Annotated in this window: 12 protein-coding genes; 5 read left to right on the forward strand and 7 right to left on the reverse strand. The window is 63.6% G+C overall.

The features are described from left to right. Positions 1-2,484 carry a DNA translocase FtsK gene (locus LRS53_RS12835; protein WP_184290701.1) on the reverse strand — a complete coding sequence of 828 codons (2,484 nt, stop codon included), beginning with the start codon at positions 2,482-2,484 and terminating at the stop codon, positions 1-3. Positions 2,485-2,739: 255 nt separating this feature from the next. Between LRS53_RS12835 and aat the strand changes: the two genes are divergently transcribed. The 3 genes from aat (at position 2,740) to infA (ending at position 4,485) form a co-directional block, all read left to right on the forward strand. Further along, a complete protein-coding gene (gene aat / locus LRS53_RS12840) occupies positions 2,740-3,429 on the forward strand; it encodes a leucyl/phenylalanyl-tRNA--protein transferase (protein ID WP_017641764.1) in 690 nt (229 codons plus the stop codon). A 35-nt stretch (positions 3,430-3,464) separates the two neighbouring features. Then, positions 3,465-4,172, forward strand: a complete 708-nt coding sequence (locus LRS53_RS12845) for an arginyltransferase (protein ID WP_017641763.1) — start codon at positions 3,465-3,467, stop codon at positions 4,170-4,172. Between the two features lie 94 nt (positions 4,173-4,266). Beyond that, positions 4,267-4,485 carry a translation initiation factor IF-1 gene (gene infA / locus LRS53_RS12850; protein ID WP_002553999.1) on the forward strand — a complete coding sequence of 73 codons (219 nt, stop codon included), beginning with the start codon at positions 4,267-4,269 and terminating at the stop codon, positions 4,483-4,485. Positions 4,486-4,556: 71 nt separating this feature from the next. Here the strand turns inward: infA and clpA are convergent, their stop codons facing one another. Beyond that, positions 4,557-6,827, reverse strand: a complete 2,271-nt coding sequence (clpA, locus tag LRS53_RS12855) for an ATP-dependent Clp protease ATP-binding subunit ClpA (RefSeq protein WP_093248996.1) — start codon at positions 6,825-6,827, stop codon at positions 4,557-4,559. Between the two features lie 48 nt (positions 6,828-6,875). After that, on the reverse strand, positions 6,876-7,232 hold the full coding sequence (gene clpS, locus LRS53_RS12860) for an ATP-dependent Clp protease adapter ClpS (RefSeq protein WP_017641761.1): 357 nt from the start codon (positions 7,230-7,232) through the stop codon (positions 6,876-6,878). A gap of 221 nt (positions 7,233-7,453) precedes the next feature. Here clpS and cspD point away from each other — a divergent pair, with 221 nt between their 5' ends. Beyond that, positions 7,454-7,729: a cold shock domain-containing protein CspD gene (cspD, locus tag LRS53_RS12865; RefSeq protein ID WP_093248999.1), complete on the forward strand. Its 276-nt coding sequence runs from the start codon at positions 7,454-7,456 to the stop codon at positions 7,727-7,729. Between the two features lie 2 nt (positions 7,730-7,731). Here the strand turns inward: cspD and LRS53_RS12870 are convergent, their stop codons facing one another. Beyond that, complete coding sequence (locus LRS53_RS12870; RefSeq protein ID WP_231356148.1) at positions 7,732-8,052, reverse strand: SelT/SelW/SelH family protein; 321 nt, start codon at positions 8,050-8,052, stop codon at positions 7,732-7,734. A gap of 70 nt (positions 8,053-8,122) precedes the next feature. On the opposite strand from LRS53_RS12870, the gene LRS53_RS12875 reads away from it, so the two are divergent. Continuing rightward, complete coding sequence (locus LRS53_RS12875) at positions 8,123-10,321, forward strand: patatin-like phospholipase family protein (RefSeq protein ID WP_231356149.1); 2,199 nt, start codon at positions 8,123-8,125, stop codon at positions 10,319-10,321. On the opposite strand, the gene LRS53_RS12880 is transcribed toward LRS53_RS12875, so the two are convergent. The 3 genes from LRS53_RS12880 to recQ form a co-directional block, all read right to left on the reverse strand. After that, the gene (locus LRS53_RS12880) at positions 10,322-12,529 is read right to left on the reverse strand and encodes a FimV/HubP family polar landmark protein (protein ID WP_231356150.1); all 2,208 of its coding nucleotides are present in this window, start codon (positions 12,527-12,529) and stop codon (positions 10,322-10,324) included. Positions 12,530-12,769: 240 nt separating this feature from the next. Continuing rightward, a complete protein-coding gene (locus tag LRS53_RS12885; protein WP_017641756.1) occupies positions 12,770-13,204 on the reverse strand; it encodes a MarR family transcriptional regulator in 435 nt (144 codons plus the stop codon). Positions 13,205-13,277: 73 nt separating this feature from the next. After that, entirely contained in the window at positions 13,278-15,416 is a 2,139-nt protein-coding gene (gene recQ, locus LRS53_RS12890) for a DNA helicase RecQ (RefSeq protein WP_231356151.1), read from the reverse strand. Positions 15,417-15,505 lie beyond the last annotated feature (89 nt).

A 15,505-nucleotide genomic window follows, 5' to 3' on the forward strand; every position in this document is an offset into this window, starting at 1 on the left:
TCAGTCTCTCACCGGAGCAGGCGCTGTGACCTCGCGCGAACCGTTGGTGTTCATGGGCGATACGACACCGGCCATTTCCATGGTTTCGATCATCCGTGCCGCCCGGTTGTAACCGATCTTGAGCTTGCGCTGAACCGCGGAGATGGACGCCCGCCGGCTCTCGGTGACGAAACGCACCGCTTCGTCATAGAGCGGATCGTCCTCGTCGCTCTCCCCGCCTTCGCCGCCACCACCGTCGAAACCCGCACCACCGCCCTCGTCCGGGCCGCTGAGGATGTCTTCGATGTAGTCGGGTGCGCCCCGCTCCTTCCAGGCCTCGACCACGCGATGGACCTCGTCGTCGGACACGAAGGCGCCATGGACCCGAATCGGCAGACCGGTACCCGGCGGCAGATAGAGCATGTCACCGTGACCGAGCAGCTGCTCGGCGCCGCCCTGGTCGAGAATGGTCCGGGAGTCGATCTTGCTCGACACCTGGAAGGCCATCCGCGTGGGGATGTTGGCCTTGATCAGACCGGTGATGACGTCCACCGAGGGGCGCTGGGTGGCCAGGATCAGGTGGATACCGGCCGCTCGCGCCTTCTGCGCGATCCGCGCGATCAGCTCTTCGACCTTCTTGCCGACGATCATCATCATGTCGGCGAATTCGTCCACCACCACCACGATGGTCGGCAGTGTCTTCAGCAGCGGCGCCTCGTCGTCCATGCTCTCGCGACGATAGAGCGGATCGGTCAGCGGCGTACCCGCTTCCTCGGCGTCCTTCACCTTGCGGTTGAAGCCGGCCAGGTTACGCACGCCCATGGCCGCCATCAGCTTGTAGCGCCGCTCCATCTCCGCCACGCTCCAGCGCAGGGCGTTGGCGGCTTCCTTCATGTCGGTCACGACCGGGCAGAGCAGGTGTGGAATGCCCTCGTAGATGGAGAGTTCCAGCATCTTGGGGTCGATCATGATCAGGCGCGCGTCTTCCGGACTCGACTTGAACAGGATCGACAGCAGCATGGCGTTCACGCCCACCGACTTACCGGAGCCGGTGGTACCGGCCACCAGCAGGTGGGGCATCTTGGCCAGGTCGGTGATGACCGGCTTGCCACCGATGTCATGACCCAGGGCCAGGGTGACGGGCGACTTGGCCGCCGCGTACTCGGGCGACTCGAGCACCTCGGAGAAACGCACCATCTGGCGATCTTCGTTGGGAATCTCGATACCCACGGTGGTCTTGCCGGGAATGACCTCCACCACCCGCACGCTGAACACGGCCAGCGAACGCGCCAGGTCCTTGGCCAGGTTGGAGATGCGGCTGACCTTGACGCCGGCCGCCGGCTGAATCTCGAAGCGGGTGATCACCGGGCCGGGATGGACGCTCTCCACGATCACTTCGACGCCGAACTCCTTGAGCTTGACCTCGAGCAGGCGCGACATGTTCTCGAGGAATTCCGGCGAATAGCTCTGCTGTTTCTTCTCGGCGCGATCCAGGATCGACAGCGGCGGCAGCGTACCTTCCAGATCCGCGTCGACCCGGACCACGGCAGCCGCCGGCGAATAGGGCGCGGGGGCCGGTGCTGGCACCGTCTTGCGTGGCGGCGGCGTGGGCGCGGCGACATTGGCAGGCGCTGGGACAGGCGCGGCAGCCACAGGCGCGGACTCGGGTGCTTCGGCGACAAAGCGACTGGGCGCGGGCATCTCGATGCGCGGCGCGGCGCGCTCCACCCGTGGGGGCGGTGCGATGTCGAGCAGGTCATCCAGGTCTTCGTCGGCGACCGGAACCGGCACTTCGCGGGCCTTGCTCTTGCGCGCCACAGGCGGCGACACCGGCTCGTCGAAGGTGTCCAGCTCCGGGGCCTGACGGCGACCGCCGGCCAGGCGGCTGAAGCCACCCTGCACCAGATCCAAGAGATCCAGCACCACCTTGCCGGTGAAATCCATCACCTTGAACCAGGACAGATCGGTAAAGACCGTCAGTCCCAGCAGGAAGAGCGCGAGGAACAGCAGCGTACTGCCCTGGACATTCAGGGCGGCGACCGACAGCTGCCCGAGGCTCTCGCCCAGGGCACCGCCCGCCGATGCCGGCAGGGCGGACACGGCATGGAAATGAATGTAAGCGAGCACCGAACCCGAGATCACCAGCAGCACCAGGCCGGTCAGGCGCCAGGAAAACAGCCAGCCGCTCCACTCCCAGGGCAGATGCCGCTTACGGAAGATCTGCCAGGTCTTGACGGCGAGCAGGACGGGAAACACAAAGGCGAAATAGCCGAGTGCCATGAACAGCACATCGGCCAGCCAGGCGCCGGCGCGGCCAGCGGTGTTATGGACCTGGTCGATGCGACTGGTGTGGGTCCAGCCTGGATCGGAAGGGTCGTAGCTCAGCAGAGCCATGAGTAGATACAGGCACAAGGCGGCCAGTGCGATGAGCACCACCTCCTTGAGACGATAATGCAGATGCTCACGCCATTGGTTGACGTGGCTGACAGAACTGGATTGCTTCAAGCGCGCTTTTCCCGCACACGGAACGTGTGACCGTGAATCAAAAACAGTGCGCCATTCTAGATCGTCCGGGCCCTGGTTCTACAGTCCCGCAACGAAACATGGCACGATAGCGGACGGCCGTACCGGAACCGCCTTCAGGCACAACATTGGAGCATTCTTTCGTTGTCCTGACAAAGAGTTATGACGATTTCTTGAGCTTGTTACGCACAAGCTCATACCCTCAGCTTCCTGTATCAGAAGGCGCCCTCCCCTACCATGGTGAAATGGCTGACCCGCGAAAGCCCTGACTTCCCGCCCCTGCAGCAGGCGTTGCGCGAACCCAACGGCCTGCTGGCGATCGGCGGCGACCTGAGCGCGGCGCGCCTGGTCAATGCCTATCGTCACGGCTGCTTTCCCTGGTATCAAGCTGGCCAACCCTTGCTCTGGTGGTCGCCGGATCCCCGTACGGTGCTCTTCCCGCCGGACCTGCATGTCTCCCGCAGTCTGGCGAAGACCCTGCGCAAGACCCCACTACGCGTCACCTACGACCAGGCCTTCGCTCAGGTGATCCTGGCCTGCGCCGGTCCGCGACGCGATGCCGACGGCACCTGGATCACCGCGGAAATGCGCCAGGCTTACCAGGAATTGCATGCCCAAGGCTGGGCCCATTCCGTGGAGGTCTGGGACGGCGATCAGCTCGTCGGCGGGCTCTATGGTATCGCCATGGGCAAGCTATTCTTTGGCGAGTCCATGTTCAGCCATGTCGACAACGCCTCCAAGATCGGCTTCGTGACCCTGGTACGGGATCTGGCGGCCTGGGGCTTCGTGATGATCGACTGCCAGATGCAAACCGCACATTTGCAGAGCCTGGGCGCGAGCAGCCTGTCACGGGAACGCTTTGCCGATTACCTGGCCAAATACCTGGATCAGGCCAGCATGGCCGCCTGGCCTACCTCCTGCGGGTGACTTACACTCAGGCCAGGCTTATGTAGAGATTCGACATGACCGAGCTGGCGAGACTCAAGTTTTACGCAACCCAGCCTCACGCTTGCAGTTACCTGCCCAACGAGCAGGCGACCACGCTGTTTCTCGACCCCTCGCAGCCCATGAACGGTCAGATCTACGCCGAGCTGTCCGAGCTGGGCTTTCGCCGCAGCGGCGATCATCTCTACCGCCCCCACTGCCAGCTCTGCAAAGCCTGCGTTCCCGCGCGCATTCCCGTCGCTCGTTTCCGCCCTAGCCGGAAGCAGAGTCGAGTGCTCAAGCGCAACCTCGACATCAAGGTCACCCGCTGCGACCCGGGCTTTACCGAGGAGCGTTACCAGCTGTATGCCCGCTACATCAGCGAACGCCACGCCGACGGTGACATGTTCCCGCCGAGTCGAGGCCAGTTCTCCACCTTCCTGGTCAGCCATCTGCCCTACGCCTTCTTCTACGAGATGCGCGTCGAGGACCGCCTGATCGGTCTTGCCGTCACCGACGTGCTGCCCAATGGCATGTCGGCGGTCTATACCTTCTACGACCCCAGCGAAGAAAAGCGCAGCCTGGGCGTGTTCGGCATCCTCTGGCAGATTGCCGAAACCCGCCGCCTGGGGCTGAATGCGGTTTATCTCGGTTATTGGATCAAAGGGTGTCGCAAGATGTCCTATAAGACCGAGTATCGCCCCATAGAGCTCTTCGTCAACCAACGCTGGGTCGCCCTGGCCTGATGAAATAGCGCTTTTTCTGAATTTCTGTCAGAATATGGGCCTTTTTCGCCCGGACTGCTCTGGGCCTATCTTGTCACCGAGGGCTTTTCTATATATGTCGAAAGAAGACAGCTTCGAAATGGAAGGTACTGTCGTCGACACCCTTCCCAACACCATGTTTCGCGTGGAGTTGGAAAATGGGCACGTCGTCACCGCGCACATCTCTGGAAAGATGCGTAAGAACTACATCCGCATCCTGACGGGCGACAAGGTTCGCGTGGAACTGACGCCTTACGATCTGAGCAAGGGCCGGATCACCTACCGCGCGCGCTAAGCGGATCCTTTCATGAAAAAGCCCGGCTATGCCGGGCTTTTTCATGAGCGATTGTAAATCGCGACCTGCCCTCAGGCAGGTTCGGCCGTGGTCTCGAACTCGAATTCCAGCTCGTCATCCACCGCATCGATATGAACGATGCCGCCATGGTCAGCCAGTTCCCCGAACAGGATCTGCTCGGCCAGCGGCCGCTTGATCTTGTCCTGGATGAGCCGCGCCATGGGACGAGCGCCCATCTGCACGTCATAACCTCGTTCCGCCAGCCAGCCACGGGCAGCATCGCTGACTTCGAGCTGTACACGCTTGTCTTCGAGTTGCGCCTGGAGTTCGGTGAGGAACTTGTCGACGATGCTCTTGATGACCTCGGTGCTCAGGCGGCCGAACTGGATGATGGTATCCAGACGGTTGCGGAACTCCGGCGTGAAGCTCTTCTTGATGACTTCCATGGCATCGGTGGTGTGATCCTGCAGCGTAAAGCCAATGGACGCTCGTGAAGCGGTTTCGGCGCCAGCGTTGGTGGTCAGGATCAGGATCACATTACGGAAGTCGGCTTTACGGCCGTTGTTGTCCGTCAGGGTGCCATGGTCCATGACCTGCAGCAGCAGGTTGAACACTTCCGGGTGAGCCTTCTCGATCTCGTCGAGCAGGAGCACGCAGTGGGGGGTCTTGGTGATGGCCTCGGTCAGCAGACCGCCCTGATCGAAACCGACATAACCGGGAGGTGCACCGATGAGACGGGACACGGTATGCCGCTCCATGTACTCGGACATGTCGAAGCGTACCAGCTCCACACCCATGGCCTTGGCCAGCTGCCGCGCCACCTCGGTCTTGCCGACACCCGTAGGCCCGGCGAAGAGGAAGGAGCCGACCGGCTTGTCCGGCGATTTCAGACCGGCACGAGACAGCTTGATGGCGGTGGACAGGGATTCGATGGCCAGATCCTGACCGAAGACGGTCAGCTTGAGATCGCGCTCCAGGTTGCGCAGCAGTTCCTTGTCGGAGCTGTTGACGGTCTTGGGGGGAATCCGTGCGATCTTGGCGACGATGTCTTCGACCTGCTGGACATCGATGCGCTCGGCACGCCGGTCTTCGGGCTGCAGGCGCTGGTAAGCACCGGCTTCGTCGATGACATCGATGGCCTTGTCGGGCATGTGCCTGTCGTTGATGTAGCGCGCGGCCAACTCGGCTGCTGCGCGCAGCGCCTCGTCGGTATACTCGATGTGGTGGTGCTGTTCGAAGCGCCCCTTGAGGCCACGGAGGATGCCGTAGGTGTCATCCACCGACGGCTCGACGACATCGACCTTCTGGAAGCGCCGCGCCAGTGCCCGGTCCTTCTCGAAGATGCCGCGGAATTCCTGGAAGGTGGTCGAGCCGATGCAGCGGATCTCACCGGAGGACAGCAGCGGCTTGAGCAGGTTGGAGGCATCCATCACCCCACCCGAGGCAGCCCCGGCGCCGATGATGGTGTGGATCTCGTCGATGAAGAGCACCGCATGGGGGCGCTTCTTCAGTTCCGCCAGCAGTGCCTTGAATCTCTTTTCGAAATCGCCACGGTACTTGGTACCCGCCAGCAGGGCGCCAAGATCCAGAGAGTAGACCACGCTGTCGGCCAGCAGGTCAGGCACCTGGCCATCGACGATGCGCTTGGCCAGGCCTTCGGCGATGGCGGTCTTGCCGACGCCTGCCTCACCCACCAGCAAGGGATTGTTCTTGCGACGACGGGCCAGGATCTGAGCGACGCGCTCGACTTCCTGCTCGCGACCGACCAGCGGATCGATACGACCCTGACGGGCCTGCTCGTTGAGATTACTGGCATAGGCTTCGAGCGGATTGTTGGAGGAGCTGGGCTCGGCACCCTCCTCCTCGCCCGCATCCTGGTCCTGCTCGGCTTCGGGTGCAGCGCCGGGGACCTTGGAAATACCGTGGGCGATGAAGTTGACGACGTCGATCCGGGCCACGCTTTGCTGCTTGAGCAGAAACACCGCCTGGCTTTCCTGCTCACTGAAGATCGCCACCAGCACATTGGCGCCGGTCACTTCGCGCTTGCCCGAACTCTGCACATGGAAGACTGCGCGTTGCAGGACGCGTTGGAAGCCCAGCGTCGGCTGGGTCTCGCGCTCGTCATCCTGCTGTGGGATCAGGGGCGTGGTGGAATCTATGAATTCCAACAGATCGCGGCGCAGGCGATCGATGTTGGCGCCGCAGGCTCTCAACACGGTGGCGGCCGCTTCGTTATCCAACAGCGCCAGCAGGAGGTGCTCAACGGTCATGAACTCATGACGCTTCGTCCTCGCCTCCTTGAAGGCGAGATTCAGGGTGACTTCGAGCTCACGATTCAACATAGCTTCACCTCATAGCCCAAGCAGCACAGTAGCCCAAGCAGCACAGATCTAACTTTCGATTTCGATTTCACACAACAGCGGGTGGTTGCACTCCCTCGCATATTGATTGACTTGCATGGCCTTGGTTTCAGCGACATCGCGAGTAAATGTTCCGCAGACCGCCTTTCCCTGGGTATGCACGGTAAGCATCACCTGGGTAGCGGCCTCGCGGTTCATGCTGAAATAGCTCTCCAGCACCTCTACGACGAACTCCATGGGGGTGTAGTCATCGTTATACATCAGAACGCGATACCTGGCTGGCCGTTTTAGCGCAGGTTTTGCCTCCTGCACCGCCAGGCCACCGTTGTCGCCGTCCTGATGTTGGTTGTCGTCCGCCGCCAGTCGGATGGGGTCGATTACACGCATTCTGATCGATTCCGAATTACGGGATGAATAGCAGGAAAAAAAGAGCTTGATCCACGTCTCAGCCGCCTAGTGCCTCGCCTTGACTAAGGCTGAAAGGGTGTTACAAACATCCTGTACCGACGAGGTACCAAGGGTTCCGTTGTAGTGGCGTCTGTGTGGATTCACTGGAACTGTAGTCGAATGATACTCCAGGCTTGGAGTCCTTTGCAGAGGGAGCCGGTATGCTCAGTGGCAAGGTCAAATGGTTCAACAACGCCAAAGGATATGGCTTCATCGTTGCAGATAACAGTGATGAAGACCTATTCGCTCATTACTCGGCCATTCAGATGGACGGTTACCGCACACTGAAGGCGGGCCAGGCGGTCAACTTCAATATCGTTCAGGGCCCCAAGGGCCTGCACGCCGTCGAGATACGCGCGGCCGAAGTGAGCGCACCCGCCGCTGCGCCGGCCACCAACGCTCTCGATGTACGGGACACGGTCAGTACGGAAGCCTGATCTCACGCCCCTTCGGGGGCGCCATCTCCCCCGTCGCGCCGCTGTCCTTCGCCGTGACCCAGATCGCGTTCCGGAAACATCAGGTCCCTGACCCGGTTCTTCAGCGTTCTGGCGTCGGGAAAGCCGCCGTCTCTCTTGCGCTCCCAGAGCACCTCCCCGCCACAGGCGATCTCAAAGACGCCACCGGTTCCCGGTAGCAGCGTCACCCCACCCAGATCGGTACCGAAGGTGCTGAGCAGTTCCTGAGCCAGCCAGCCCGAGCGCAACAACCAATGGCACTGGGTACAGTAGTGGATGGTGATGAAGGGTTTGGCGTCCGCCACGGTACACCTCGCAAGGCCTGGGTTCCCTATAATACGCAGCCCCGATCCTGTCCGCCATGTGGTCCATCCTATGCGCCCGTTGCTGCTGGTTGCCTGCCTTCTGCTGTCCACCCTGGCCTGGAGCGCGCCGCCGACCAAGGTCGGACTGGTGCTGTCCGGCGGTGCCGCGCGGGGACTGGCGCATATCGGCGTGCTCAAAGCCTTGGAAGAACAGGGCATTCAGGTGGATGCCATCGCCGGCACCAGCATGGGTGCGGTGATCGGCGGACTCTATGCCGCCGGCTACAGCGCCGAGGAGCTGGAACGCATCGCCCTGGAAATGGACTGGGGCCAGGTGCTCTCCGACCAGCCACCGCGCAAGGACGTGCCCTTTCGCCGCAAGCAGGACGACCGAGATTTCCTGATCAAGCAGAAGCTCAGCTTTCGTGACGACGGCACCCTGGGCCTGCCCATCGGCGTGATCCAGGGGCAGAACCTGGGGATGATGCTGGAAAAGCTGTTCGTACATACCAGTGACACCAGAGATTTCAATCAGCTGGCCATCCCCTTTCGCGCCGTGGCCACGGATATCACCAGCGGCGAGAAGGTGGTCTTCGACCATGGCCACCTGCCCCGCGCCATTCGCGCCAGCATGTCGATTCCGGCGGTGTTCGCCCCGGTGGAGATCGACGGCCGCCTGCTGGTGGATGGCGGCATGGTCGACAACATTCCCATCGATGTCGCCCGTGACATGGGTGCGCAACGAGTGGTCGTCGTGGACATCGGCACTCCCCTGCTCAAGCGCAAGGACCTGACCACGGTACTGGACGTGCTCAATCAATCCACCACCCTGATGACCCGCAACAATTCCCAGGCGCAGCTGGCGACGCTGGGCAAGCAGGACCTGCTGATCCAGCCGCCGCTGGCCAGCTATACCAGCGCCGACTTCAGCGAGGTCGAGGCACTGATCGATGCAGGCTATCGGGCGACCATGGCCATGGCGGGCGAACTGGCGGTGCTGCGCAAGGACGCGCACGGTGAACGCTCCACGGCGGTCGCGGCCGCGCGCGCACCCAGCAGCCGCACCCCGGTCATCGACGCGATCCGCATCGAGAACGACTCCAAGGTCGAAGACGAGGTCATCCGGCACTATATCCGTCAGCGACTGGGCGAGCCGTTGAATGTCGAGCGCCTGCAGGACGACATGAGCACTCTCTACGGCCTGGACTATTTCGACCAGGTGGAATACCGCATCCGCCGAGACGGCCCCGGCGACAACGTGCTGGTGATCTATGCCCGCGGCAAGCGCAGCGGCACCGACTTCCTGCGACTGGGCCTGAATCTGTCGGACGATCTGCGGGGTGACAGCACCTTCAACTTCGGTGCCAGCTATCGCGTCAACGGCCTCAATCGCCTGGGCGGCGAATGGCTGACGCGGGTGCAGATCGGCGATCACCAGGAGCTCTACAGCGAGTTCTACCAGCCGCTGGACGTAGGTTCCCGCTACTTCATCGCGCCCTACGTCGGCGGCGAGGCCCGCAACATCGAACAGCTGGAACGCAACGACCCCGTCGCCGAATATCGGCGCGAACGCTATGGCTTCGGTCTGAACCTGGGTCGGCAAATCGGCAACAAGGCCGAGGTACGGCTGGGTATCGGTCACGACTGGGGCAGTACCAAGGTGCATGTCGGACCGCGCGATACGCCGGAGGAATCCTTCACCGAGAGCTTCTACGAATTGCGCTATTCCCTGGACGATCTGGACGACGTGAACTTCCCGCGCGAGGGCCAGGACCTGGCACTGACACTCAAGCAATTCGATCCAAGCCTGGGCTCCGACTCCCGCTACCGCCAACTGGATCTGCACCTGAACAAGGCGCTCAGCTACGGCTACAACACCTTCGTGCTGGGTGGCGGTCTGGGACGGACGCTGTCGACCGACAGCGACACCAATGTGGTGACCAGCAGCTTCCTGCTGGGTGGCGCCTGGCAACTTTCCGGCTATCGGCAGGACGCCCTGTCCGGCCAGAACTACGGTCTGGCGCGGCTGATCTACTACCACCAGCTCACCCAGAGATCGCTGTTTCCGCTGGACACCCCGGTCTATCTGGGCGGCAGCCTGGAAAGGGGGCGGACCTGGAATCGGGACGATGACTACGACAGCGGCGATATCAGCGCGGCCAGCCTGTTCCTCGGCCTGGACACGCCCCTGGGACCACTCAAGTTCACCTATGGTCTGAGCGACCAGGGCCAGCACGCCTTCTACATCAACCTGGGCAACAGCTTCTGATCAGGCGATCCGGGAGAGCAGGATCTCGGCCCGTTCGCGCTGGCTGTCACTGCCTTCGCTGACGATTTCCTGCAACAGCGAGGTGGCGTGCTGGACGTCACCCTGGTCGAGACAGGCCTCGGCCTCGGCAAACCGCCGGGCGATGGTATCGGCCATGAAGTGCTCATCGAGACTCAGGTCCAATTCCATGACCGCCGGCAGCTCACCGAGTCCCTCGGGGAAATCGTCCTCCAGGGTGACTTCCAGGGCGTCGGCCTGCTTCCAGCCGGAATCGGCGTCCAGCTCCTCGGTCAGGGCGATGGCTTCGTCGAGGCTCAGGTCGGCCAGATCCAGATCGTAGTGCTCCTCGGTCACCGGCGCGGGTACCGCTGGCTCGGCGAACTGCAATTCCGCCGACCATTCGCTGGCCGGCGCATCGAAGGCTGGCAAGTCGAGGTCCAGATCGTCCTCCAGCAGGGGCTCCACCGGATCGGCGGACATCCCGGGAAACTGGGCGTGCAGCACCGCCAGACTCGCCGCCACGCCTCCCAGCGCCAGAAAACGCTGCTCGTGCTCCCTGAATGCCGGGGCCTCGCCCAGGGTGGCCAGCACCCTGAGCAACAGCAGCCGCAGATCCTGGCGACGATCGTCTTCGGCAAGGCCGCTTTCCAGCACTTCCCGCGCCTGGCCATAGCGGCCATAGGCGATGTAGATCTCCGCACGACCGGCATGATCGTCGACCGGCGCCGGGCTGGCAGCGACGGCTGCGGGCTTGGCCTTGGACTTGGCGATCACCGGCTGAGTAGCGGCCAGCACAGGCTCGGGCAAGGGCTCGACCATTTCGACACTTTCGACGTCACCCGCGTCGTCGAAGACGACGTCTTCCGCCTGCCGCCGGCGCCACCAGAGCACACCGGCCAGGGCCAGCAGGGCCGCGCCACCCGCTAACAACAGCGAGCGCAGTGACAACAGACCTTCGCCGATGCTGCCTGCGGTAGGACTGGAGGCGACGGGCGCCGCTTGAGCGGCAGGGCTTTCCGGTGCCGGCGTCGCGGGTACGGGCGTCGGCGTGGCCAGGGCCACCGAACGCGCCTGCTTCAATTGTTGCTGCAGACCTTCACGGTCCTGCTGGAGCTGCTCGATCATCACCTCTTTCTGTGCCAGCAATGCGTCGTAACGCTCCTGCAGCTGAGTCAGCTGACCTTCCAGGTCGCCAACCTGACGCCCGAGGTCCTGCGTCACCAGCAGGGGCCTGGTGTCTTCGGCAGAGCTTCCGGCCGGCTGCGGCGCCACTACCTGAGGCGCCACTGATTCTGGCGCCGGTGCCGGTGCCGGCGCAGCGACAGGTGCCGCGGCAGGTGCTGGCGCAGCAGGTACCGGTGCCAGGGCGGGCGCCGTGGCGACCGGTGCGGCGGGTACCGGGCTGGGCGCGGGCGGCGTGGTCCTGGCGACTACCGGCTGCCGCGGCGCAGGTTCGCTGACACCCACGGGCAGGCGCAGGCGCTGACCGGCCTTGAGTCGTCCGGGATCATTGTTGGCGAAGGACGCCGGATTGAGGGCGAACAGATCGGCCATGAGCTGCTCGGCCGATCGATTGGCCATTGGCCCCAGGCGCTTGGCGATGCTCCAGAGGGTATCCCTGGGACGCGTCTGGTAAACGCCCTCCCCAGCGGCTAGGTCTGGCGAGGGCGCCAGCCCCTGGCGCGGTGCAGATACGGCTTGGCGGACCACCGGATCGGCGGCCGGGGCAGCGGCGCGAGCGGACGCCGCCTGGACGCGCGCCGGGGCGGTACTGGCGACGCTGGTGGGCGTGCCACCACTGCGCGGTGGATCCACCAGCAGGGTGAATTCGCGCAGCTGCTTGCCACCCAGCTGCTCGAGCTGAACGATGAAGCCCAGATAGGGCTCGACCAGTGAGCGGCGCGAGGTCACTTCGACATAGCTGCCCGCCGCCGTGCGCAGGTGCGGAGTGAACTTCAGATCGTCGAGGAACTGGGTGCGATCCACACCGGCTTGGGCGAACGCCTCGTTCGCCGCCAGGTGGATGCGGAAGTCCCCGGCATCGGCATCGCCGAGGTTGACCAGCTCGATCCGTGCACGCAGGGGTTCGTTGAGAGCTGACTGCAGGGTGATGCCCCCCAGGCCGAGCGCGAGCGCCGCTTGAGGAAGAGTAGTCAGCGCAGCGGCCGACAGGATGACAAAGGCAAGGGGACGGCGTTTCGCGACCATGGATACCGCTGCGTCAGGTATTCGAAGAAACCGGTGTTTTAGCGCGGTGACTCACAAAAATCGCCTCCGCCACGCTGGAACGTAGCATCGATACCGACAGACGGCAAACCGATGACCAGCAGCGCGAAAAGGACGGCTGCGGATGGGATGGAGCGCTAGCGGCGATGCCAGACGCTCCGGCCAGATCCAGTACCTGTGCTGGGTGGAGGTACCCTGACGGAGCGAGCCGCCAGACGGCGGTCAGCCGCGCTCGAGATTGGCGAGGACGCGCTGGTGCACCTGCTGGCAGATGGCGATCTCTTCATCGTCGAGACCACTGAGCAGCTCCTTGCGCAGGGCCTCGGCGATGGTCTCGATCTTCTCGATCAGCGGACCGGCTTCCTGGGTCAGCATGATGCGCTTGGCACGACGGTCCTCGGTGACCGCCAGGCGCTTGACCAGTCCCTGCTTTTCCAGGCCGTCCAGCAAGCGGGCCAGGGTCGGCCCCTCGATGCTGATGCTCTGGGCCAGTTCACGCTGGGTGGGCTGGACGCCCTTCATCCGCGCCAGGTTCAGCAACACCTGCCAGCGCGCCTGAGACAACCCCAGGTGACTCAGGCGACGGTCGAGCTCGGCGCGCCAGGCACGGGAGACATGAAAGATCTGGCGGCCGAACAGGTGTGGATCGGTAGTCATTCAGGCTAAACCTTGTACTTGGATTTTCTCATTATTCTGGGTGTAGGCCCTGCGGAGCAACCGCCGTCCGCAGCTAGTCGGCCAACTCGGCCTGCAGGGCAGCCCGCACACAGTACAGCGCGCCACTGGCCACCTGGCCTTCGAAACGCGGAGCGATCTGGGCTACCGACGGCAATTCGCCTTCGTCTTCGAGGAAGGCATCCTGGATTTCCGCCAGCAGCTCCTCCGGCAGGTCCAGGGCCTGCTCCAGAGCTATCTGCTGTTGGGCAATGGCTTCGGCCAATAGTGCATAGACATTCTTTTCAGAGCAATTCAGTTGGCGCGCGGCCTGCTCCGGGGTCATGCCGGCGCGTACCAGGGTCAGCACCTCGTGACGCACGTCGGCGACCGGAGCCGGCGCCGCGCCACCGTCATTAAGGGCGTCGAGAAAGGCCTGGCCATAGCGCTCCAGCTTGCGGGCACCCACACCACTGACGCGACTCATTTCATCCAGCGAGCGCGGCTGGCTGCGCAGCATCTCCAGCAGGGTGGCGTCGGGAAAGATCACATAGGGCGGTACCGAGTGCTCTTCGGCCAGCTTGCGTCTCAGGGTGCGCAACACTTCCCAGTGCTCGCGTTCGTCGGCACGAACCAACTGGCTGGCGGCGCTGGCCGAGGAGCCGCTACTCGCGCCACGCCCGCGCTGAGGCTTGGGATCACGACGCAATTCGATGCGGACTTCGCCTCGCAGCAGGGGGCGGCAGCTTTCGGTCAGGCGCAGGCCGCCATAGCCGTCGACGTCCACCTCGGCCAGGCCACGGGCGACCAACTGGCGGAACAGGGTGCGCCACTCGTCTTCGCCGCGCGCCTTGCCCAGGCCGAAGACCGCCAGGCGTTGATGGCCGAGACTGACGATCTTCTCGGTCTCGCGACCGAGCAGGATGTCGACCAGGTGCCCTACCCCGTAGCGCTGACCGCTGCGGTAGATGGCCGACAGCGCCTGGCGCGCCGGCTCGGTGGCATCCCAGGTCTCGACGGTGTCGATGCAGTTGTCGCAATGGCCACAGGACTGCGGCAGGTGCTCGTCGAAATAGGCCAGCAGCACCTGGCGCCGGCAGCGGGTTTCTTCGCACAGGGCCAGCATGGCTTCGAGCTTGTGCCGCTCGATGCGCTTGTGGCGCTCGTCACCTTCGGAGTTCTGCATCATCTGCCGCAACAGCAGTACGTCCTGCAGGCCGTAGGCCATCCAGGCGTCGGCGGGCAGGCCATCCCGCCCGGCGCGACCGGTTTCCTGGTAGTACGCCTCCAGGCTCTTGGGCAGATCAAGGTGGGCGACGAAGCGCACGTTGGGCTTATCGATGCCCATGCCGAAAGCGATGGTAGCCACCATGATCAACCCTTCCTCGTTGAGGAAACGCTTCTGGTTGGCGGCGCGGACGTCGTTGGGCAGGCCAGCGTGATAGGGCAAGGCGGGGAAGCCCTGATTGCTGAGCTGCTCGGCCACCTCCTCCACCTTCTTGCGCGACATGCAGTAGACGATGCCAGCATCACCGCGACGCTCGGCGAGAAAGGCCAGCAATTGCTTGCGCGGCGCTTCCTTGGGCACGATACGGTAGAAGATGTTGGGGCGATCGAAGCTGGAGAGAAAGCGCTCGGCCTCTTCCAGGTGCAGGCGGCTGGCCATCTCCTCGCGAGTGCGGGAATCCGCCGTGGCGGTGAGCGCCAGGCGCGGCACGTCGGGGAAGTGTTCGGCCAGTTGGCCAAGCTGCATGTATTCCGGGCGGAAGTCATGCCCCCACTGGGACACGCAGTGGGCTTCGTCGATGGCGAACAGGGCGATGGGCAGGCGCTTGAGGAAGTCCAGCATGCGCGGCTGCACCAGGCGCTCGGGCGCCAGATAAAGCAACTTGATCTCGCCGCGCTCCAGCTGCGCGGCGACGGATCTCTGCTGTTCGCCGGTCATAGTGGAGTTGAGCGCGGTCGCTGACACGCCCAGTTCCAGCAGGGTGGCGACCTGGTCGTCCATCAGCGCGATCAGCGGCGAGACCACCACGGCCACGCCGGGCCGCAGGAGGGCCGGCACCTGGTAGCACAGGGACTTGCCGCCGCCCGTGGGCATCAGCACCAGCGCATCGCCACCGCTGGCCACACGCTCGATGATCCGGGCCTGGTTGCCACGGAACGCGTCGTAGCCAAAGACGTCTTTAAGGATGCGCAGCGCAGGTTCTGACATGAAGCCTCCTCGAATGGAAAGGCCATTATACGGATGCCGAGGTCGCTGCGGCGGTGCTTTTCCGTCGGCCGGCCCCGGGCCGTCAGGTT

The organism is Pseudomonas sp. PLB05, from assembly GCF_021106615.1.
GTDB lineage: Bacteria > Pseudomonadota > Gammaproteobacteria > Pseudomonadales > Pseudomonadaceae > Chryseomonas > Chryseomonas benzopyrenica.

Bases quoted from the DNA above. Each gene is read 5' to 3' on its own strand.
- LRS53_RS12885 (WP_017641756.1), bottom strand. From the start codon at position 13,204: ATGACTACCGATCCACACCTGTTCGGCCGCCAGATCTTTCATGTCTCC.
- clpS (WP_017641761.1), bottom strand. From the start codon at position 7,232: ATGCGTGTAATCGACCCCATCCGACTGGCGGCGGACGACAACCAACAT.
- LRS53_RS12880 (WP_231356150.1), bottom strand. From the start codon at position 12,529: ATGGTCGCGAAACGCCGTCCCCTTGCCTTTGTCATCCTGTCGGCCGCT.
- LRS53_RS12875 (WP_231356149.1), top strand. From the start codon at position 8,123: ATGCGCCCGTTGCTGCTGGTTGCCTGCCTTCTGCTGTCCACCCTGGCC.
- LRS53_RS12845 (WP_017641763.1), top strand. From the start codon at position 3,465: ATGACCGAGCTGGCGAGACTCAAGTTTTACGCAACCCAGCCTCACGCT.
- recQ (WP_231356151.1), bottom strand. From the start codon at position 15,416: ATGTCAGAACCTGCGCTGCGCATCCTTAAAGACGTCTTTGGCTACGAC.
- aat (WP_017641764.1), top strand. From the start codon at position 2,740: ATGGTGAAATGGCTGACCCGCGAAAGCCCTGACTTCCCGCCCCTGCAG.
- cspD (WP_093248999.1), top strand. From the start codon at position 7,454: ATGCTCAGTGGCAAGGTCAAATGGTTCAACAACGCCAAAGGATATGGC.
- clpA (WP_093248996.1), bottom strand. From the start codon at position 6,827: ATGTTGAATCGTGAGCTCGAAGTCACCCTGAATCTCGCCTTCAAGGAG.
- infA (WP_002553999.1), top strand. From the start codon at position 4,267: ATGTCGAAAGAAGACAGCTTCGAAATGGAAGGTACTGTCGTCGACACC.